14 protein-coding genes, 2 tRNA genes and 1 pseudogene are annotated in these 20350 nt (G+C 72.7%); 9 read left to right on the top strand and 8 right to left on the bottom strand.

Annotated features, from left to right (window positions below):
• Positions 1–90: 90 nt before the first annotated feature.
• Both ACZ7FF_RS01520 and ACZ7FF_RS01515 read right to left on the bottom strand, forming a co-directional pair.
• Positions 91–163, bottom strand: a tRNA-Asn gene (locus ACZ7FF_RS01520).
• A 6-nt stretch (positions 164–169) separates the two neighbouring features.
• Positions 170–242: transfer RNA gene (locus ACZ7FF_RS01515), tRNA-Asn, on the bottom strand.
• A gap of 157 nt (positions 243–399) precedes the next feature.
• On the opposite strand from ACZ7FF_RS01515, the gene ACZ7FF_RS01510 reads away from it, so the two are divergent.
• The 4 genes from ACZ7FF_RS01510 (at position 400) to ACZ7FF_RS01495 (ending at position 6020) form a co-directional block, all read left to right on the top strand.
• Positions 400–705, top strand: a complete 306-nt coding sequence (locus ACZ7FF_RS01510; protein ID WP_470809560.1) for a YtxH domain-containing protein — start codon at positions 400–402, stop codon at positions 703–705.
• A 38-nt stretch (positions 706–743) separates the two neighbouring features.
• Positions 744–2195, top strand: coding sequence for a xylulokinase (locus ACZ7FF_RS01505; protein ID WP_470808537.1), 1452 nt, complete (start codon positions 744–746; stop codon positions 2193–2195).
• Positions 2196–2358: 163 nt separating this feature from the next.
• Positions 2359–4092 (top strand): ABC transporter ATP-binding protein, encoded by a 1734-nt coding sequence (locus tag ACZ7FF_RS01500; RefSeq protein WP_470808535.1) that lies wholly within the window; start codon positions 2359–2361, stop codon positions 4090–4092.
• Complete coding sequence (locus ACZ7FF_RS01495) at positions 4092–6020, top strand: ABC transporter ATP-binding protein (protein ID WP_470808533.1); 1929 nt, start codon at positions 4092–4094, stop codon at positions 6018–6020. Before ACZ7FF_RS01500 ends, ACZ7FF_RS01495 begins: the two co-directional genes overlap by 1 nt.
• Before the next feature lie 34 nt (positions 6021–6054).
• On the opposite strand, the pseudogene ACZ7FF_RS01490 reads toward ACZ7FF_RS01495, so the two are convergent.
• Positions 6055–7354 (bottom strand): annotated as a pseudogene (locus tag ACZ7FF_RS01490) (RNA polymerase sigma factor).
• Positions 7355–7465: 111 nt separating this feature from the next.
• Here ACZ7FF_RS01490 and ACZ7FF_RS01485 point away from each other — a divergent pair.
• Positions 7466–8083: a hypothetical protein gene (locus ACZ7FF_RS01485; protein ID WP_470808532.1), complete on the top strand. Its 618-nt coding sequence runs from the start codon at positions 7466–7468 to the stop codon at positions 8081–8083.
• Positions 8080–9060, top strand: coding sequence for a nucleotidyl transferase AbiEii/AbiGii toxin family protein (locus ACZ7FF_RS01480; RefSeq protein WP_470808530.1), 981 nt, complete (start codon positions 8080–8082; stop codon positions 9058–9060). Before ACZ7FF_RS01485 ends, ACZ7FF_RS01480 begins: the two co-directional genes overlap by 4 nt.
• Here ACZ7FF_RS01480 and dnaG read toward each other — a convergent pair.
• The 4 genes from dnaG to ACZ7FF_RS01460 form a co-directional block, all read right to left on the bottom strand.
• A complete protein-coding gene (gene dnaG, locus ACZ7FF_RS01475) occupies positions 9057–10970 on the bottom strand; it encodes a DNA primase (RefSeq protein WP_470808529.1) in 1914 nt (637 codons plus the stop codon). The two genes, ACZ7FF_RS01480 and dnaG, sit on opposite strands and share 4 nt — an antisense overlap.
• 47 nt (positions 10971–11017) lie before the next feature.
• Complete coding sequence (locus tag ACZ7FF_RS01470) at positions 11018–12283, bottom strand: NAD(P)/FAD-dependent oxidoreductase (protein WP_470808527.1); 1266 nt, start codon at positions 12281–12283, stop codon at positions 11018–11020.
• Between the two features lie 104 nt (positions 12284–12387).
• Positions 12388–13680: a deoxyguanosinetriphosphate triphosphohydrolase gene (locus ACZ7FF_RS01465; RefSeq protein WP_470808526.1), complete on the bottom strand. Its 1293-nt coding sequence runs from the start codon at positions 13678–13680 to the stop codon at positions 12388–12390.
• Between the two features lie 188 nt (positions 13681–13868).
• Complete coding sequence (locus tag ACZ7FF_RS01460; protein ID WP_470808525.1) at positions 13869–14723, bottom strand: sirohydrochlorin chelatase; 855 nt, start codon at positions 14721–14723, stop codon at positions 13869–13871.
• Positions 14724–14877: 154 nt separating this feature from the next.
• On the opposite strand from ACZ7FF_RS01460, the gene ACZ7FF_RS01455 reads away from it, so the two are divergent.
• Together ACZ7FF_RS01455 and ACZ7FF_RS01450 are read left to right on the top strand one after the other, a co-directional pair.
• Positions 14878–15555: a SanA/YdcF family protein gene (locus ACZ7FF_RS01455; RefSeq protein WP_470808524.1), complete on the top strand. Its 678-nt coding sequence runs from the start codon at positions 14878–14880 to the stop codon at positions 15553–15555.
• Between the two features lie 114 nt (positions 15556–15669).
• Entirely contained in the window at positions 15670–18015 is a 2346-nt protein-coding gene (locus ACZ7FF_RS01450) for a molybdopterin oxidoreductase family protein (protein ID WP_470808523.1), read from the top strand.
• 86 nt (positions 18016–18101) lie between these two features.
• Here the strand turns inward: ACZ7FF_RS01450 and ACZ7FF_RS01445 are convergent, their stop codons facing one another.
• The gene (locus tag ACZ7FF_RS01445) at positions 18102–18533 is read right to left on the bottom strand and encodes a gamma-glutamylcyclotransferase family protein (protein ID WP_470808521.1); all 432 of its coding nucleotides are present in this window, start codon (positions 18531–18533) and stop codon (positions 18102–18104) included.
• A gap of 139 nt (positions 18534–18672) precedes the next feature.
• On the opposite strand from ACZ7FF_RS01445, the gene ACZ7FF_RS01440 reads away from it, so the two are divergent.
• On the top strand, positions 18673–20322 hold the full coding sequence (locus ACZ7FF_RS01440) for a M4 family metallopeptidase (protein ID WP_470808520.1): 1650 nt from the start codon (positions 18673–18675) through the stop codon (positions 20320–20322).
• The last annotated feature ends 28 nt before the right edge of the window (positions 20323–20350 follow it).

Below are 20350 nucleotides of genomic sequence, written 5' to 3'. Positions count from 1 at the left end.
CCGCTGCTCATGATCCTGAGGACATCGGCGCAGGCGCGGCGGTTCCCCCGGACATGAAAAAGGACCCCTGCGGGGTCCTCGTTCAGCGTGCTCCCCCGACTGGACTCGAACCAGTAACCTGCCGGTTAACAGCCGGCTGCTCTGCCAATTGAGCTACGGAGGACCGAAGCTCCCCCGACTGGACTCGAACCAGTAACCTGCCGGTTAACAGCCGGCTGCTCTGCCAATTGAGCTACGGAGGATCGCCTCGTTGCATCGAACGTACCTACCTGGGTATTCGCCAGGGGGCGGGCGCTCGCTGCGACACATACATTAGCGCAAGCAGGGGGGTGCTCCGCCAATCGGTTCCCCTCGGCACCGGCGCAGCACCAGAGACCTAGGCACGGAAGGGTGGCAGCCATGCGCTACCGGCTCACGTTCATCGCCGGACTGGCCCTCGGTTACGTACTCGGGACGCGGGCCGGACGCGAGCGCTACGAGCAGCTGAAGAAGTCCGCTCGCCAGATCGCCCAGAACCCCGCCGTGCGCAACACCGCCGAGACGGCCGCCCAGCAGGGCCGCGTCTACGCCGGCAAGGCGTTCCACACCGTCAGCGACAAGGTCGGCGACCGTGTTCCCGAGTCGGTCGCGCAGCGGGTGCGGTCCCTGCGGGAGCGGAACGTCAACGGCACGCCCGAGGACGACTGGGGCACGAGCAACACGTAGGGCCGAAGCAGCCGCGGACATGCTGCAAAATTCTCGGTATGGGGATAGTCGCCGGGTTGGACAGCTCGCCCGATTTCACTCGCATCGTCGTCTGTGACACGGACAGCGGTGCCGTGCTCAGGCAGGGATACGCGCCGCATCCGCTCGAGGCGCCGGACGGCGCCCGGCCCAGCGACGTCGACCCGCAGGCCTGGCTGCTTTCCCTGGGCGAGGCCGCGGGGGGCGGTCTGCTGGAGGGCGTGCAGGCCATCGGTGTCTCCTCCCAGCAGAACGCGCTGATCCCGCTCGACGCCCAGGGCAACACGGTGCGCCCGGCGATGGTCGGCGGGGACAAGCGGGCCCAGGTCGCGGCGGCGGACCTCATCGACGCGCTCGGCGGCCGGGAGGCCTGGGCGCAGGCGGTCGGCTGTGTTCCGCAGGCCGCCCGGCCGGTGACCAAGCTGCGCTGGCTCGCCAAGAACGAACCCGAGAACGCCCAGCGCACCGCCGTGCTGCTGCAGGCCCACGACTGGCTGGTGTGGCAGCTGCTCGGGCGGCCGGTGCGCCGCACCACCGACCGCGGCGGGGCGTCCGGGACCGGCTACTGGTCCGCGGCCACCGGCGGCTACCGGCCCGAACTGGTCGAGCTGGCACTCGGGCACCAGGCGATGCTGCCGGAGGTGATCGGCCCGTCGGACGCGGCCGGCACGACCCCGGAGGGGCTGCTGATCTCCGCCGGCACCGGGGAGACCATGGCCGCCGCGTTCGGGCTCGGGATCGGGCTGGGCGACGCGGTCGTGTCCCTCGGCGCCTCGGGTTCCGTGATGGCCGTGCACCCGGAGGCGCTCGCCGACCAGTCCGGGATGATCACCTCGCTCGCCGACGCCACCGGCATGCACCTGCCGGTCGTCACCACCCTCAACGCCGTGCGCACCCTGCGCGGCACCGCCGAACTCCTCGGGCTGCCGGACCTGGAGAGCCTCTCGGAGCTGGCGATGAAGTCCACGCCGGGCTCCCACGGCCTGGTCCTGCTGCCCTACCTGGAGGGCGAGCGGACGCCGAACCTGCCGCACACCGCGGGCACGCTCGCGGGGCTGCGGCGCGAGTCGATGAAGGCCGAGCACCTGGCACGCGCCTCGTTCGAGGGCATGCTGTGCGGCCTCGCGGACGCGCTGGACGTGCTGCGCGGGCGGGGCGTGGAGGTGCGGCGGATCTTCCTGCTAGGCCAGGCCGCCGAGCTGCCCGCCGTGCAGGCCTCGGCGCCCGCGCTGTTCGGCGCGCAGGTCGTCGTACCGCAGCCGGCGGACTACGCGGCGATCGGCGCGGCGCGGCAGGCGGCCTGGGCGCTGGGCGTGTCGCAGGGCACGCTCGACCCGCGCACCCCGCCGGCCTGGCAGGGCGCGGCGGCGCAGGTGCTGGAGCCGGGCGACGAACTGGCCGTCGGTCAGGCGGTGCGGCAGCAGTTCGTGGCGGTGCGGGAGCAGACCCACCCGGGGGCGTTTCACTCGTAGGGCGACAGAGCTACCCAAACCATATCGAGACCCCTGGCACCCGTAAGGCCGTACGAGTATCAGCTGTTGGGTTAATCGGTTGAGGTAACGCGGGTGGAGTGTCCGACGATAGGGGCCAAGGGCACACCGACCAGCCCCTGTCGCCGACCCCGAGAGACGTAGCGTGCTCATACGACTTCTGCGGACCTATCTCAGGCCCTACAAGAAACCCATACTCCTGCTGGTGCTGCTGCAGCTCCTGCAGACCTGCGCCACCCTGTACCTGCCCACCCTGAACGCCCACATCATCGACAACGGTGTCGTGAAGGGTGACACGGGTTACATCCTGTCCTTCGGCGCCCTGATGATCGGCATCTCGCTGGTACAGGTCGTGTGCAACATCGGTGCCGTGTACTTCGGCGCGCGCACCGCCGCCGCGCTCGGCCGGGACGTGCGCCGCGCCGTCTTCGGCCGGGTCCAGTCCTTCTCCGCCCGTGAGATGGGCCACTTCGGGGCGCCCACGCTCATCACCCGTACGACCAACGACGTACAGCAGGTCCAGATGCTGGTCCTGATGACGTTCACCCTGATGGTGTCGGCGCCCATCATGTGCGTCGGCGGCATCGTGCTGGCACTCGGCCTGGACGTGCCGCTGTCCGGGGTGCTCGTCGCGGTCGTCCCGGTGCTCGGCATCTGCGTGACGCTGATCGTGCGCCGGCTGCGGCCGCTGTTCCGCTCCATGCAGGTCCGGCTCGACACGGTGAACCGGGTGCTGCGCGAGCAGATCAGCGGCAACCGGGTGATCCGCGCCTTCGTCCGCGACGAGTACGAGCAGGGCCGGTTCGGGAAGGCCAACGGCGAGCTGACCGACATGCAGCTGGCCACCGGCCGGATGCTCGCGCTGATGTTCCCGATGGTCATGACGGTCGTGAACCTGTCGTCCATCGCGGTGGTGTGGTTCGGCGCGCACCGCATCGACAGCGGCGGGATGCGGATCGGCGACCTGACCGCCTTCCTCGCCTATCTGATGCAGATCGTCATGTCCGTGATGATGGCCACCTTCATGTTCATGATGGTGCCCCGCGCGGAGGTCTGCGCCGAGCGCATCGACGAGGTCCTCGGGACCGACTCCAGCGTGGTGCCGCCGCTCGCGCCGGTCACCGAGCTGCGCCGGCACGGGCACCTGGAGATCCGCGGGGCCGGCTTCCGCTATCCGGGTGCCGAGGAGCCGGTGTTGCGGTCCGTCGAGCTGGTCGCGCGGCCGGGCGAGACGACCGCCGTGATCGGCTCCACCGGCAGCGGCAAGTCGACCCTGCTGGGACTGGTCCCCCGGCTGTTCGACGCCACCGAGGGCGAGGTCCTGGTGGACGGTGTGAACGTCCAGGAGGTCGAGCCGCAGCTGCTGGCGAAGACGGTCGGTCTGGTGCCGCAGAAGCCGTACCTGTTCGCGGGGACGGTCGCCACCAACCTGCGCTACGGCAATCCGGACGCCACCGACGAGGAGCTGTGGCACGCGCTGGAGGTGGCGCAGGCCAAGGAGTTCGTGAGCAGGCTGGAGGGCGGCCTGGACGCGCCGATCGCCCAGGGCGGCACCAACGTCTCCGGCGGTCAGCGCCAGCGCCTGGCCATCGCCCGCACCCTGGTCCAGCGCCCGGAGATCTACCTCTTCGACGACTCCTTCTCGGCGCTCGACTATGCCACCGACGCGGCCCTGCGCGCCGCGCTCGGCCGCGAGACCGCCGAGGCGACCGTCGTCATCGTCGCCCAGCGGGTGGCGACGATCCGGGACGCCGACCGGATCATCGTGCTGGACGAGGGCCTGGTCGTCGGCTGCGGCCGGCACCACGAGCTGATGGCGGGCAACGAGACCTACCGGGAGATCGTGCTCTCCCAGCTGACGGAAGCGGAGGCCGCCTGATGGCCGGGCCCATGGGACGCATGATGGCCGGGAGCGGCCCCGACCAGCGCTCGATGGACTTCAAGGGGTCGGGCAAGCGGCTCGTCTCCCAGTTCAGGCCCGAACGGGTCACCATCTACGGGCTGCTGCTGTGCGTGGTCATCAGCGTGACCCTGAACGTGATCGGCCCGAAGATCCTCGGCAAGGCCACCGACCTGGTCTTCTCCGGCATCATCGGCCGGCGGATGCCCGCCGGGGCCACCAAGGACCAGGTGCTCGCTCAGATGCACGCGCACGGCCAGGGTGCCATCGCGGACATGCTGAAGAGCACCGACTTCACCCCCGGCAAGGGCATCGACTTCGACGCCGTCGGGAACGTCCTGCTGCTCGCCCTCGGCACCTTCCTGGTCGCCGGTCTGCTGATGGCCGTCGCGACCCGGCTGGTCAACCGGGCCGTGAACCGCACGATGTACCGGATGCGGGAGGCCGTGCAGGCGAAGCTGTCCCGGCTGCCGCTGTCGTACTTCGACAAGCGCCAGCGCGGTGAGGTCCTCTCGCGGGCCACCAACGACATCGACAACATCGGGCAGACGCTCCAGCAGTCGATGGGGCAGCTGATCAACTCCGTGCTCACCATCGTCGGCGTGCTCGCGATGATGTTCTACGTCTCCTGGATCCTGGCGCTGGTCGCCCTCGTCACCGTCCCGCTGTCGTTCGTCGTCGCCACCCGCGTCGGCAAGCGCTCGCAGCCGCACTTCGTGCAGCAGTGGCGCTCCACCGGCAAGCTGAACGCGCACGTGGAGGAGATGTACACCGGGCACACCCTGGTGAAGGTGTTCGGGCGGCAGGAGGAGTCGGCGAAGCAGTTCGCCGAGCAGAACGAAGCGCTCTACGAGGCCTCGTTCAAGGCCCAGTTCAACAGCGGTGTCATGCAGCCGCTGATGATGTTCGTGTCCAACCTGAACTACGTGCTGGTGGCGGTCGTCGGCGGCCTGCGGGTCGCGTCCGGCGCGCTGTCCATCGGTGACGTGCAGGCCTTCATCCAGTACTCGCGGCAGTTCTCGATGCCCCTGACGCAGGTCGCGTCGATGGCGAACCTGGTGCAGTCCGGTGTCGCCTCGGCGGAGCGGGTCTTCGAACTCCTGGACGCGGAGGAGCAGGAGGCGGATCCGGTGCCCGGCGAGCGGCCGGCCGAGCTGCGCGGACGGGTGGAGCTGGAGCACGTGTCGTTCCGGTACGACCCCGAGAAGCCGCTGATCGAGGACCTCTCGCTCAAGGTGGAGCCGGGGCACACGGTGGCCATCGTCGGCCCCACGGGCGCCGGCAAGACCACGCTGGTCAACCTGCTGATGCGGTTCTACGACGTCTCCGGCGGCCGGATCACCCTCGACGGGGTGGACGTCCGCCGGATGTCCCGCGACGAACTGCGGTCCGGCATCGGCATGGTGCTCCAGGACACCTGGCTCTTCGGCGGCACCATCGCGGAGAACATCGCGTACGGCGCCTCGCGCGAGGTCACCCGGGGCGAGATCGAGGAGGCCGCGCGGGCCGCGCACGCCGACCGGTTCGTCCGGACCCTGCCCGAGGGCTACGACACCGTGATCGACGACGAGGGCACAGGCGTCAGCGCGGGTGAGAAGCAGCTCATCACCATCGCGCGGGCCTTCCTGTCCGACCCGGTGATCCTGGTGCTCGACGAGGCGACGAGCTCCGTCGACACCCGGACCGAGGTGCTGATCCAGAAGGCGATGGCCAAGCTGGCGGCGGGCCGGACCTCGTTCGTCATCGCGCACCGGTTGTCGACGATCCGCGACGCCGACACGATTCTCGTGATGGAGAACGGGTCGATCGTGGAACAGGGCGCGCACACCGAGCTGCTGGCCGCGGACGGCGCGTACGCCAGGCTGTACAAGGCCCAGTTCGCACAGGCCGTGGCCGAGGTGGACTAGCCGCACCGGGGGCCGCCGCACCGGCGGCCCCCGCTCAGTCCAGGTAGCCCCTCAGCTGGTCCGCGAAGGCGTGGTCCCTGAGCTTGTTGAGGGTCTTGGACTCGATCTGCCGTATCCGCTCGCGGGTCACGCCGAAGATGCGGCCGATCTCCTCCAGGGTGCGGGGGCGGCCGTCGGCCAGGCCGTAGCGGAGCTGCACCACCTTGCGCTCGCGCTCGCCGAGCGTGGACAGGACCGCCTCCAGGTGCTGCCTGAGCAGCAGGAACGCGGCGGACTCCACGGGGCTCGCCGCGTCGCCGTCCTCGATGAGGTCGCCGAGGGCCACGTCGTCCTCCTCGCCGACGGGCGCGTGCAGCGACACCGGTTCCTGGGCGAGGCGCAGCACCTCGCCGACCCGCTCGGGCGGCAGTTCGAGATGGGCCGCGACCTCGTCCGGGGTGGGCTCGTACCCGCGCTCCTGGAGCATGCGGCGCTGCACCCGGACCACGCGGTTGATCAGCTCCACGACGTGCACCGGGACCCGGATGGTGCGCGCCTGGTCGGCGAGGGCGCGGGACATGGCCTGGCGGATCCACCAGGTGGCGTAGGTGGAGAACTTGTAGCCGCGGGCGTAGTCGAACTTCTCCACGGCCCGGATGAGCCCGAGGTTGCCCTCCTGGACGAGGTCGAGCATGGTCAGGCCGCGGCCGACGTACCGTTTGGCGACCGACACCACGAGCCGCAGGTTGGCCTCGATCAGCCGGCGCTTGGCCATCCGGCCCATGACGACCAGCCGGTCCAGGTCATGGGCCAACCGGCTGTCCAGGTCGGGGGTGTTGCCCAGCTTCTCCTCGGCGAACAGGCCGGCCTCGACCCGGCGGGCGAGTTCGACCTCCTCGGCTGCGGTGAGCAGCGGGATGCGGCCGATCTCGCGCAGGTACTGGCGGAACAGGTCGGCCGAGGGGCCGCCGGTGTCGGCCCGGGCGGCCGCCCGTGCCTCGGCGCGCTCGGCCGGCTCCTCGCTCTCGGCGGGCTCGGCGGTCTCCTCGGACTGCGCCGCGAGGGCCTCGGCGGACGGTTCCGCCGGCTCGGCGGACGTCGCGTCCGCCGTCTCCGGGTGCAGGGGGCCACGGCTCTGCGGGGGCACGGCCACGAGTACGTCCGTCTCCGCGTCCGGCTCCTCCGGGCTGGCGCTGGTGCTGCTGTCGGACTGGGTGAGGGTCTGGGTCTGCACGGGGGCGACCTCCAGGATGATCGCTGCTGAAGGTGTGCGGCAGCGGTACTTCGGGAGCGGAGAGTCGACGGCCTGCGCTCCGAGGACTCGGGCACCGCCAACAGTGTGGAGTAAGACACATCCCCGCCACGAGGGGCGTGCGGTGACTTTTTGCGTCCGGTCCGTGACCCGCTGGTGACGGGGACCGGAAAACCAGGGGCCGGACCCCGCGCTGATCTGGGAGGATCCCTCGGTGTCCGGACTTCTGTACGAAACCCATGTCACCGTCCGCTGTGCCGGTCAGGATGAGGCCGAACGGCTGCGCGACTGGGCCGGTACGGCCGGCGTGAAGCTCACGCACATCGTGCTGGCCCGGGGCCGGATGCGGGACCAGCCGATGCTGACGCTCGCCGGCTCGGCCTCCTGGGCCGAGCAGTCGGTGCGGGCGGCCGGGACCGTGGCGGCGCTGCGGGCGGACGGCTTCGAACCGGTGCGGGTGAAGACCGAGTCGGTGCCGTGGGCGCCGGAGGTGCCGGAGGGGCCCTGCGGCGGCGGGCAGTACTTCGAACACCACGTGAAGCTGCTGCTGGACGCGGACGCCGATCTCGGCGCGCTGGCCGCCCGGGTCGTGCCGCACGGCGCCCATCTGTCGTGGAACGCGCGGCGGGTGCGCGGCGGCGGGCGGCACGAGCGGTTCGTGACGCAGCGCTGCCGAGGGGTGGCGGGCGCGGCCGCCGGGCGGGCGCTGACCCGGCTGCTGGGGGACCTGACGGGGATCGAAGTGCTGTCCGCGGAACGGGAGTTCGTGCTCCACGACAGCGACGAGTCGGTGGACGACGGATGGCTGGACGAGCGGGAGGTGTCCGCATGAGCGAGACCTGGGGGACCCTGTGGCGCGCCGGGCGGTTCCCCGACGGGCCGCTGGACGAGGCGACCCGGCGGGCGCACGATCTGCCGCGCACCCTGGACCGGGTGCCCGGCGACGACGTCACGCAGCGGCCGGTGTTCGAGCCGGCCCTCAAGCAGTACCGCAACGCCTATCGGGCCACCGACCCCGTCTTCGCCGACCCGGAGCGCGGTGCGGCCTGGCACCGGGCCCGGCGCGACGCCCTGTTCACGGTGCCGGCGGCGATCGCCGGCTCGGAGTGGGCCGGGGCGCTGGTGCTGCGGGGCAGCGTGCTGATGTCGATGTGGTTCGGGGAGGCCGCCCGCGAGCCCGGCGACCTGGACTTCGTCGTCGTACCGGCCGACTGGGGGATCGAGGAGGAGCGGACCGGCCGGATGCTCGAAGGGATCGCGCGGGCGGCCGGGGAAGCCGGCGGCCCGATCCGCTTCTCGGCGCGGGACGCGGTCGTGGAGGACATCTGGACCTACGACCGGGTGCCCGGCCGGCGCATGGTGCTGCCCTGGTCGGCGCCCGGGCTGCCCGGCGGGCAGGTGCAGCTCGACTTCGTCTTCAACGAGCGGCTGCCCGAGGCGCCCGAGCCGGTGGAGCTGCCCGGCGGGGCGGTGCTGTCCGGCGCGACGCCCGCGCTCTCGCTGGCCTGGAAGCTCATGTGGCTGGTCAACGACGTGCACGCCCAGGGCAAGGACCTCTACGACGCCGTGCTGCTCGCCGAGCGGCAGCCGCTCCCCCACGGGCTGCTGCAGGAGGTGTTCCGGCTGTCGGGCGAATGGCCCGACCCGAACCGGGAGCGCGTCCTGCTGGAGGACCTGGTGGCGGGGATCGAGTACGTCGAGTGGGACCACTTCGTCACCGAGTACCCCCGGTTCGCCGGCCGCGAGCGGGAGTTCACGGACCGGCTGGTGCGGGCGGTGACACCGGGCTTCCCGCCCGCTGCCGGCTAGAGCGCCTCCGCGCCCCGTACGCGCAGCGTCTGGTCGTACTGCTGGAGGACCCACAGCTCGTTCTGCACGGCGGCCAGCTGGGCCGGGTCGCCGCCGGAGGACAGCCGGGTCATCTGGGACTGGATGTCGCGGATGCGGCGCTCCACCGCACGGCGGCGGATCTGCACCAGGACCGTGCCCGCGTAGGTCTCGTCCACCGTACGGCGCAGGATCGGCTCGACGGCCAGCTCGGTGACCATCGCGCGGACGGTGTCGTCGGGTGCGGCCTCGCGGACGCGGACCAGGTACTCCTGCGGGTCGGGCAGGCCGTACTCGGCGCCGCCCGCCTCGGCGATCGCCCGGCGCACGGCCGCGTACGGCGGGGCGGTGAACTCGTCCACGCCGTAGGCGTCGAAGGCCGGGGAGACCAGCTCGGGCCGCTGCAGGGCGAGCTTGAGCAGTTCGCGTTCGGCGGCGTGGACGGGATTGCGCAGGGTCAGCGCCGGGCCCGAGGTTCCGGGGCGCGGGGCCGCGGCCCACTGCTGGTCCGCCGGGCGGGCAGGGCCGGGGCCCTGCTGCGGGCCCTTGCCGCCGCGGTCCCGGGCCCAGCGGGCCAGCTGGGCCACCCGCCGGACCACGAACTGGGTGTCGAGGATGCCGAGCATGCCGGCCAGCTCGACGGCGACCTCGTGCTGCGCGCCGCTGTTCTTGATGCGGGCGACGATCGGGGCGGCCTCGTCCAGGGCGGCGGCGCGGCCGGCCGGGGTGTCCAGGTCGTAGCGGAGGACGATCTGGCGGAGCGCGAACTCGAACAGCGGGGTGCGCGGTTCGACCAGGTCGGCGACGGCCTCGTCGCCCTTGGCCAGGCGCAGCTCGCAGGGGTCCATGCCGTCGGGCGCGATCGCGATGTAGGTCTCCGCGGCGAACTTCTGGTCGTCCTCGAAGGCGCGCAGGGCCGCCTTCTGACCGGCCGCGTCGCCGTCGAAGGTGAAGATCACCCGGGCCGAGCCGTTGTCCATCAGCAGCCGGCGCAGGATCTTGATGTGCTCGCCGCCGAAGGCCGTGCCGCAGGTCGCGATGGCCGTGGTCACCCCGGCCAGGTGGCAGGCCATGACGTCGGTGTAGCCCTCGACGACGACCGCCCGGCTGACCTTGGCGATGTCCTTCTTCGCCAGGTCGATGCCGTACAGCACCTGGCTCTTCTTGTAGATCGCCGTGTCGGGGGTGTTCAGGTACTTCGGGCCGTTGTCCGCCTCGTACAGCTTGCGGGCGCCGAAGCCGACGACCTCGCCGCCGATGTCCCGGATGGGCCACATCAGGCGGCCCCGGAAGCGGTCGATGGGGCCCCGGCGGCCCTCCTGGGAGAGGCCGGACAGGAGCAGTTCCTTGTCGGTGAAGCCCTTGCCGCGCAGATAGCGGGTGAGGTGGTCCCAGCCCTGAGGGCTGTAGCCGACGCCGAAGTGGACGGCGGCGGCCTGGTCGAAGCCGCGCTCGGCGAGGAAGACCCGGCCGGTCTCGGCCTCGGGGCCGGTGGCGAGCTGCTCGGCGTACCACTGGGCGGCGATCTTGTGCGCCTCGACCAGGCGGATGCGCTCGCCGCGCTGGTGGGCCGGGTTGTACCCGCCCTCCTCGTAGCGCAGGGTGATGCCGGCCTGGGCGGCGAGCCGCTCGACCGCCTCCGAGAAGGAGAGGTGGTCCACCTTCATCACGAAGGTGATGGTGTCGCCGCCCTCCTGGCAGCCGAAGCAGTGGAAGAGTCCCTTGCTCGGGCTGACCTGGAAGGACGGCGACTTCTCGTCGTGGAACGGGCACAGGCCCTTGAGGTTGCCGCCGCCCGCGTTGCGCAGCTGGAGGTACTCGGAGACCACGGCGTCGATCGGGACCGCGTCCCGTACCGCCTTCACGTCCTCGTCGTTGATCCGTCCTGCCACGGATGAATTCTACGGGGGCGCTGTGACAGTTCCGGCGTCCGCGGACGTCAGGAGATGAGACTGTCCAGCGGTACGTGCGGGTCGGAGAGCGCCTCGACGTTCACCTGGGCCCGGGAACGGATGAGCCGCTGGATGGGCTCTGTGACATCCCACACGTTCACGTTCATCCCGGCGAGCACGCGTCCCTCCCGCACCCAGAACGCGATGAACTCCCGCTTGCCGGCGTCGCCCCTGATCACCACCTCGTCGTACGACCCCGGCGGCGCCCAGCCGCTGTACTCCATGCCCAGGTCGTACTGGTCGGTGAAGAAGTAGGGCACGCGGTCGTAGACGACGTCCTGGCCCAGCATGGCGCGGGCGGCCACCGGGCCGCCGTTGAGCGCGTTCGCCCAGTGCTCCACCCGCAGCCGGCTGTCGAACAGGGAGAGCGGGAAGGAGGCCACGTCACCGGCCGCGTAGATGTCCGGGTCGGAGGTGCGCAGCCGCTCGTCCACCACGATGCCCCCGCCGTGCGCCCGGTCGGCCAGCTCCAGCCCCGCCGCCTCGGCCAGGCCGGTGCGCGGCGCCGCGCCGATCGCCGCGAGGACGTCGTGCGCCGGGTGCTCCTCGCCGTCGTCGGTGCGGGCCGCGAGGACCATGCCGTCCTGGCCGACGATCTCGGTGAGCCGCCGCCCGAAGTGGAAGCGGACGCCGTGCTCGCGGTGCAGCTGCGCGAAGACGTTGCCCAGCTCGGGGCCGAGGACTCCGTGCAGCGGGGTGGGCGCCGGCTCGATCACCGTCACCTCGGCGCCGTACTCGCGGGCGGCCGCCGCGACCTCCAGGCCGATCCAGCCGGCGCCCGCGATCACGATGTGCCCGTTGTCCCGGCCGAGCGAGGTCAGCACGTTCCTGAGCCGCTCGGCGTGCGCGAGGCGGCGCAGGTGGTGGACGCCGGCCAGGTCGGTGCCGGGGATGTCGAGGCGGCGGGGTTCGGCGCCGGTGACGAGCAGCAGCTTGTCGTAGCGGACGAGGGTGCCGTCGTCACCGAAGCGGACCGTCTTCGCCGTGCGGTCGATGCGGTCGACGGTCTGGCCGAGGTGCAGCTCGATGTCGTTCTGCGCGTACCACGCGGGCTCGTGCACGAAGACGCTGTCCCGCTCCTCCTTGCCGAGCAGGTAGCCCTTGGACAGGGGCGGGCGCTCGTAGGGATGGTCGCGTTCGTCGCAGATCAGTATCACCCGCCCGGTGAAGCCCTCCGCGCGGAGCGTCTCGGCCGCTTTCGCTCCGGCGAGGCCGCCTCCGACGATGACGAATGTCTGATCCGCGTCGACCACTTGATGCCTCCTCGTAAGGGTGCCGCCACATGCGAGCGTCCCGCACGCGGCGTGCTGCGGGAAGAGGGAGTGACCCGATCAGGCCACCCGGGGTCACTTTCCCCTCACATATGCCCCGTCAGTCTCGCGTGCAGGGAGAGCGCGGAGGCGTCGGTGAGGGAGGCGATCTGGTCGACGATCACCCGCTTGCGCGTGTGGTCGTCGTCTGCCCCGTCGAACAGTGCCCGAAACTGCGGGTCCAGACCGTCCGGCGCGCGGGCGGTGAGCGCCTCCGCCAGTTCCGCCACGATCACCCGCTGGTCGGCGCGCAGCCGCTCCTGCTCGGCCCGCTGCATCACGTACCGGTCGGCGACCGCCTTGAGCACCGCGCACTCCATCCGGGTCGCCCGGGGTACGACGAGTGCGGCGCCGTAGCGGGTGAGCCGGCCGTTGCCGTACGCGGCGCGGGTCGCGCCCTCGGCGGCCAGGCAGAACCGGCCGATGAGCTGGCTGGTGGCGTCCTTCAGCCGGGCCTGCGCGACGGCCGTGCCGTCGTAGCCGTGTGGCCACCACTCCTCGTCCTGGAGGCGGTCGAGGGCGGCGGCGAGCTCCGCCGGGTCGGTGTCCGCGGGCACGTACCGGCCGACGGCCACCTCGAACACCGCCTGCCGCTCGGGCTCGGCGTGCAGGCAGTTGGGGTCGACGTGGCCGGCGTGCAGGCCGTCCTCGACGTCGTGCACCGAGTAGGCCACGTCGTCCGACCAGTCCATGACCTGTGCCTCGAAGCAGGTGCGGGTGCCGGGGGCGGCCTCGCGGACCCAGTCGAACACCGGGCGGTCGTCCTCGTACACGCCGAACTTCGGGGAGGCCGGGTCGCTGGGGTGGGCGCCGCGCGGCCAGGGGTACTTGGTGGCGGCGTCGAGGGTGGCGCGGGTGAGGTTGAGGCCGACGGAGCCCTCGGCCGTGAACCGCTTGGGCTCGATCCGGGTGAGGAGCCGCAGGGACTGGGCGTTGCCCTCGAAGCCGCCGCAGTCGTCCGCGAACTCGTTCAGCGCGTGTTCGCCGTTGTGGCCGAAGGGCGGGTGGCCGAGGTCGTGGGAGAGGCAGGCCGCCTCGACCAGGTCGGGGTCGCAGCCGAGGGCCGCGCCCAGCTCGCGGCCGACCTGGGCGCACTCCAGGGAGTGGGTGAGCCGGGTTCTGGGGCTGGCGTCCCAGGCGCGGGCGCTGCGCTGGCCCGGCGTGACGACCTGGGTCTTGCCGGCGAGGCGGCGCAGGGCGGCCGAGTGCAGGATGCGGGCGCGGTCGCGCTGGAAGGCGGTCCGGCCCGGTCGTTTGTCCGGTTCGGGGGCCCAACGGGCCGCCGACGACGGGTCGTAGCCGGTGAGGGTCTCGCTCTGGGTGCCTGCGGTGCCTTCCATGATTCGACAGTAAGCGTCGGCGGTGACAAAGGACGGGTGGGGGCGCCGTGCCGTCCGCCGGGCGCGCCGGTCGCGTGGGTCTCCCGGGTCCTCTCCCCCGCTCCTCCCGCGCCCGTGCGCCGCCAGGCCCCGTCTGACCATTCCCGTCTGCCGCGCTTCGGGCGACGACGCGCGTTGTCAGACAGGCCCTAGGCCGAGGCCCGCTCCGTCCCGGTCGTGGCGCGTGCCTGGTCGTAGCGGTGCAGGACCAGGCGGGCCATCGCCGGGTGGGCGCCCAGCGGGGCCGCGGCGATCCACGGCGCCCGGTGCGCGCACTGCGTGGCGAACCGGCCCGGCGCGGTGAAGTACGAGGCGATCGCCACCCGGTGCCGGCCGCGGGCCGCCAGGGCGCGCAGCACCGTGGGGACGTCCGGGGCGGCCGCCGACGCGTACGCGGGGACGACCGGCACGCCCAGGCGCTCGGCGAGCAGGCGGGCCGCGCGGCGGGTGTCGGCGGCGGAGTCGGGGTCGCGGGACCCCGCGGCGGCCAGCACGACGGCGCCGGCGCGGCGGACGGCGGGGTCCGGGGCCGCGGGCCAGCCGGCCTCGACCAGGCGGTCGTACAGGGTCTCCGCGAGCAGCGGATGCGGGCCGAGCGCGGCGGCCACGCGCGCCCGGGGCGCCGCGGCCGCCGCCTCGGGGATGTCCCGCTTGACGTGGTGGCCGCGGCCCAGGAGCAGCGGTACGAGCACGGCGGGGGCGTCGCCGAGCGCGGACAGGGTGTCCGGGAGCAGCGGCTCGTTCAGCTCGATGTGACCCAGGTGGACGGGCAGGGCGGGACGCAGCTCGCGGACCCGCTCGGCGAGGGCCCGCACGGTGACGAGCGCGCGCGGGTCCCGGCTGCCGTGGGCGACGAGGACCAGGGCGGGCGGGGCCGGGCGGCGGCCGGGCGGCGGGAGGAGCCGGAGCCGGCCGGCGAGCTGGGTGCCGATGCTGTTCATGAGGTGCGCCGTGCTGTCGAGGTGGGGGCGGGACTCTGGGCCGGGTGGATGCGACGCCGTCATGGAGCGATCCTGGCGGTGCGAGGTTGCGGCGTCGTTGCCGGGCCGTCACAGGGGTTTTCCGCCGCTTCACGTCGTACGGATGCACGATGTGAGGCGAACCGGATCGCCGCCGCCTGCGTCCTCCAGGGACGGAAGCGATCGCTTGGGGGGCCGCATGAGGATCCGTCGACCGCGTTGGCCGCGCACCCGCGCCGGGCAGCGGCGGCTGGTGCAGGGCGTGATGGCCGTCTGCGTGCTGGCGCTGCTGCCGGCCACCTGGCTGTACGTGTCCACGGCGGACCGGCTGCGCACCACGGCGGACGCGCCGCACGCACCGGTCGCGGTCGTGTTCGGGGCCGGGCTGTTCGACGGGAAGCCGTCGCCCTACCTCGCGCACCGGCTGGACGCGGCGGCGCGGCTGTACCGGTCGGGGCGGATCCGTGCCGTCCTGGTCACCGGCGACAACAGCCGCAAGGACTACGACGAGCCCGACGCCATGCGCGCGTACCTGACGAGGCACGGGGTGCCGGGCGGGCGGATCGTCCGCGACTACGCCGGGTTCGACACCTGGGACTCCTGTGTGCGGGCCCGGAAGATCTTCGGTGTGGACCGGGCCGTGCTGGTCAGCCAGGGCTTCCACATCCGGCGGGCGGTGGCGCTGTGCCAGGCGGCGGGCGTGGACTCGTACGGCGTCGGAGTGGCCGACAAGCACGACGTGACCTGGTACTACGGCGGCACGCGGGAGGTGTTCGCGGCGGGCAAGGCGGTGCTGGACATGGTGTTCCGGCCGGACCCGCAGTTCCTGGGGCCGAAGGAGACCGGGGTCGCGCGGGCGCTGGCCGCCGGGCGGTGACCGGCGCCGGCACGGCGCCCTCACGGCGTCCGGTGGCGCGCGGGGAGGCCGCCGTGCCGGGCGCGTAACCGGTGGCGGCCGGGGACGTAACACGTCCGCGGCACGCTGGGCCCCATGGACAGCACCTCGACGCCCACCCACTGCCCGTACTGCGCCCTGCAGTGCGGGATGAACGTCACGCCGCTGCCGCAGGGCGGCGCCGAGGTGACCGGGCGGGCGGACTTCCCGGTCAACCGGGGCGCGCTGTGCGGCAAGGGCCGCACCGCCGCCGAGGTGCTGTCGCCCGCGGTGCGGCTGACCTCGCCGCTGGTGCGGTCCGGCGGCCGGCTGGTCGAGGCGGGCTGGGCGGAGGCGCTGGACCGGATCGCCGGGCGGCTCGGGGCGACGCGGGAGCGGTACGGTCCGGACGCGCTCGGGGTGTTCGGCGGGGGCGGCCTGACGAACGAGAAGGCGTACGCGCTGGGCAAGTTCGCGCGGGTGGCGCTCGGCACCTCGCAGATCGACTACAACGGCCGCTTCTGCATGTCGTCGGCCGCCGCGGCGGGGACCAAGGCGTTCGGGCTCGACCGGGGGCTGCCGTTCCCGCTGGAGGACATCCCGCGGACCGGGTGCGTGATCCTGGTCGGCTCCAATCTCGCCGAGACGATGCCGCCCGCGCTGCGGTTCCTCACGGAACTGCGGGAGAACGGCGGCACGCTGGTCGTCGTCGACCCGCGCCGGACGCGGACGGCCGAGCAGGCCGACCTGCACCTCGCCCCGCGTCCCGGCACCGATCTCGCCCTGGCGCTCGGCCTGTTGCACCTGGTGGTGGCGGAGGGCCGGACCGACGAGGCGTACATCGCCGGGCGCACCAGCGGCTGGGAGGAGGCGCGGGCCGTGGCGATGGCGCACTGGCCGGAGTACGTGGAGCGGATCACGGGGGTGTCCGTGCCGCTGCTGCGGGAGGCGGTACGGCTGTTCTGCGAGCCCGAGGCGGCGATGGTGCTCACCGCGCGCGGCCCCGAGCAGCAGTCCAAGGGCACGGACACGGTGGGCGCGTGGATCAACCTGTGCCTGGCGACCGGCCGGGCGGGGCGCCCGCTGTCCGGGTACGGCTGCCTGACCGGGCAGGGCAACGGGCAGGGCGGGCGCGAACACGGCCAGAAGGCCGACCAGTTGCCGGGGTACCGCAAGCTGGACGATCCGGCGGCGCGGCGGCACGTGGCGGGGGTGTGGGGCGTGGACCCGGACGCGCTGCCCGGCCCCGGGCGCAGCGCCTACGAACTCCTCGACGCGCTCGGCACGGACGTCCGGGCGCTGCTGCTGATGGGCTCCAACCCGGTGGTGTCGGCGCCGCGCGCGGCCCACGTCGAGGAGCGGCTGCGCTCGCTGGACTTCCTGGCGGTCGCCGACGTGGTCCTGTCCGAGACGGCCGAGCTGGCGGACGTCGTGCTGCCGGTCACCCAGTGGGCGGAGGAGACGGGCACGACGACCAGCCTGGAGGGCCGGGTCCTGCTCCGCCGCCGCGCGCTCGCGCCCCCGCCCGGCGTCCGCAGCGACCTGTACGTCCTCCACGAACTCGCCGCCCGCCTCGGCTGGGAGAAGGGCTTCCCCACCGACCCCGAGCAGGTCTTCGAGGAACTCCGCCGGGCCAGCGCGGGCGGCCCGGCCGACTACTCCGGCATCACGTACGCCCGGCTCGACTCCGAGAACGGCCTGTTCTGGCCGTGCCCGGGAGACACGGACGGGGCGCCGGGGACGGCCGAGGCACCGGCGGACCCACCGCGGGCGACGGCCGGCACCACGGGGGCGGGAGTGACGGCCGGGCCGGGAGGAGCGGCAGGGGCCACGGCGCCGGCGCCGGCGGACGAGGCCACGACAGGGGCCACACGCATGGCGACCGGGCCGGGAGGAGCGGCAGGGGCCACGTCGCCGGCAACCGCGGAGGGAACCGCGGCCGGTGCTCCACGTGCGGCGGCCGGGCCGGAGGGGGCCTCCCGGGGTGGTGGGCATCCCGGCACGCCGCGGCTTTTTCTGGAGCGGTTCGCGACGGGGGACGGGCGGGGACGGTTCGTCGCGGTGGGGCACCGGGGGACGGCGGAGGAGCCGGACGGCGAGTATCCGCTGCTGCTGACCACCGGCCGGGTGGTGGCGCAGTACCAGTCGGGCGCGCAGACCCGGCGGGTGGCGGAGCTGAACGCGGCCGCGCCGGGACCCTTCGTCGAGCTGCACCCGCGCCTCGCGGCCCGGCTCGGCGCGGCCGAGGGCGATCCGCTCGCGGTGATCTCGCGCCGCGGCCGCGCGGTGGCGCCCGCCCGCATCACCACCGCCATCCGCCCCGACACCGTCTTCATGCCCTTCCACTGGCCGGGCGAGGGCCGCGCCAACACCCTCACCAACCCGGCCCTCGACCCCGTCTCCCGCATGCCGGAGTTCAAGTCGTGCGCGGTGCGGGTGGAGGTCCTCGATCCGCGGGTGTAGGCCGGGTTCCCATCCCTGGGCCGAGGCGGGGACGGGGAGGCGCGGCGGCATCGCCGTGCCCGAGGGGCTGACGCTGCTGGGCTGAGTCAGCGGCGGGAGAGCCAGTCGCCGTCCCCGATGCGGGTGCCGGTGGCGCGCAGCCGGGCGGCGACGCCTGGGGCGGCCAGATAGACCCAGGCGCGGACGGTGCCGCCGTCGGCCCGCAGGACGGGGCGGGCGACGCGTTCGTAGAGGTTGTGCGGGTCTCCCGGCGCGTACTCCTCCAACCGGTCGAGGGCGGCGAGGAGTTCGCCGTAGGCGTCGGGGCGGGCGGTCACCACTTCTCCGCGCACCTCGCCGCCCGGCTGCTCGACGGCGTAGGGGTAGCCGGGGCCGTCGTAGAGCACGGCGTCCGGGAGGCGTCCGGGTTCCTCGGCGAGGGTGCGTCCGCGCAGGAACAGTTCGTGGTTCGGCTCGCCGGGGCGCAGGGTGCCGTAGACGAAGAAGGGCAGCGGGTCCCGGGGTTCCGTGGCGATCACGGAAACGATTCTGGTCCCCCTCCGCCCCCTCACACATCTCCATGAACGAGCTATGGACATGACATGTCATGGCCTCTTAAATCTCAGGGACATCCAGCGCCTTCCCCACGCCTAGCCTGGCGCCTCCCCGAGGAGACAGATGAGCCGGATACGGCAGCACGTCCGAGGATCCCGTCGTCTCGCCACCGCCGGTGTCGCCGTCACCACCGCGACCCTGCTGGCCGTCACCCTCTCCCCCGCCGCCCACGCCGCCACCAGACCCACCCGTGCCACCGCGATCGAGCACGCGGCGTCGGCGCTCCTGGCCCACGCGGCGAGCCTGGGCCTCACCTCCGCGCAGGACACCAGCGTCCGTGACGTGATCGTGGACAAGGACGGCACCCAGCACGTCCGCTACGACCGCACCTACCACGGACTCCCGGTGCTGGGCGGCGACTTCGTCGTCCACCTCGCCCCGAACGGCGGCTACCGCAGCGCCGACCGGGCCACCCGGGGCGCGATATCCCTGACCTCGATCGCCCCGAGGGTGCTCGCCCCGAAGGCCGCCGACCTCGCGGTGAACGCGCTGCGCGCGGCCAACCTCGGCGACCGGCTGCAGCAGGTCAAGGCCAAGCCGCAGCTGATCGTCGACGCGCTGCACGGCGCCCCCAGGCTGGCCTGGCGCACCAACGCCGTCGCCCTGGACTCGCTCGGCAACCCGGTCGCCCGCACCGTGCTGACCGACGCCCGCACCGGCACCCAGATCGACGCCTGGGACAGCATCGAGACGGCCGCCGGTGACGGCCAGTCGCTCTACAGCGGGACGGTGCCGCTGGAGACGACCCAGTCCGGCTCGTCGTACCAGCTCAAGGACCCGACGCGGGGCAACACCTACACCGGTGACGCCGCCAACAAGACCGACCTGTGCTTCCTCGGCATCTGCTTCAGCCGGGCACCCGCCACCCTGTTCACGGACGCCGACAACCACTGGGGCACCGGCAGCAACTCCGACCGCTCCTCGGCCGCCGTCGACGCCCAGTACGGAACCAACGAGACCTGGGACTACTACAAGAACGTCCAGGGCCGCAACGGAATCGGGGGCGACGGCAAGGGGTCGTACAACCGCGTCCACTACGGCAGCAACTACAACAACGCCTTCTGGGACGACAGCTGCTTCTGCATGACGTACGGCGACGGCGACGGCACGACCTTCGGGCCGCTGGTGGCGCTGGACGTGGCCGGGCACGAGATGACGCACGGCGTGACGTCCAAGACGGCCGCGCTGACCTACTCGGGCGAGTCCGGCGGGCTGAACGAGGCCACCTCCGACATCCTCGGCACGATGGTCGAGTGGTACGCCAACAGCCCCTCGGACCCCGGTGACTACCTCATCGGCGAGAAGATCGTGAAGCCCGGCTTCGGCAAGACCGCCCTGCGCTACATGGACCAGCCGTCCAAGGACGGCAGCTCCGCGGACTACTGGAGCTCGTCCGTCGGCAATCTCGACGTCCACTACTCCTCGGGAGTCGCCAACCACTTCGCCTATCTGCTGGCGGAGGGCAGCGGGCCGAAGACCGTCAACGGCGTCAGCTACAACTCGCCGACGTACAACGGCTCCACGGTCACCGGCATCGGCCGGGACAAGGTCGGGAAGATCTGGTACCGGGCGCTGACGGTCTACATGACGTCCTCGACGAACTACGCGGGCGCCCGCACCGCGACCCTGAACGCGGCCAAGGACCTCTACGGCGCGGGCAGCACGGAGTACAACACGGTGGCCGCGGCCTGGAGCGCGGTCAACGTGAACTGAGCCCGGCCGCACGACGGTACGGCCGCCC

Source organism: Streptomyces sp. NPDC037126, assembly GCF_055605965.1.
Note: the sequence above shows the minus strand (reverse complement) of the source record. Positions and strands in the feature narration are given on the sequence as shown.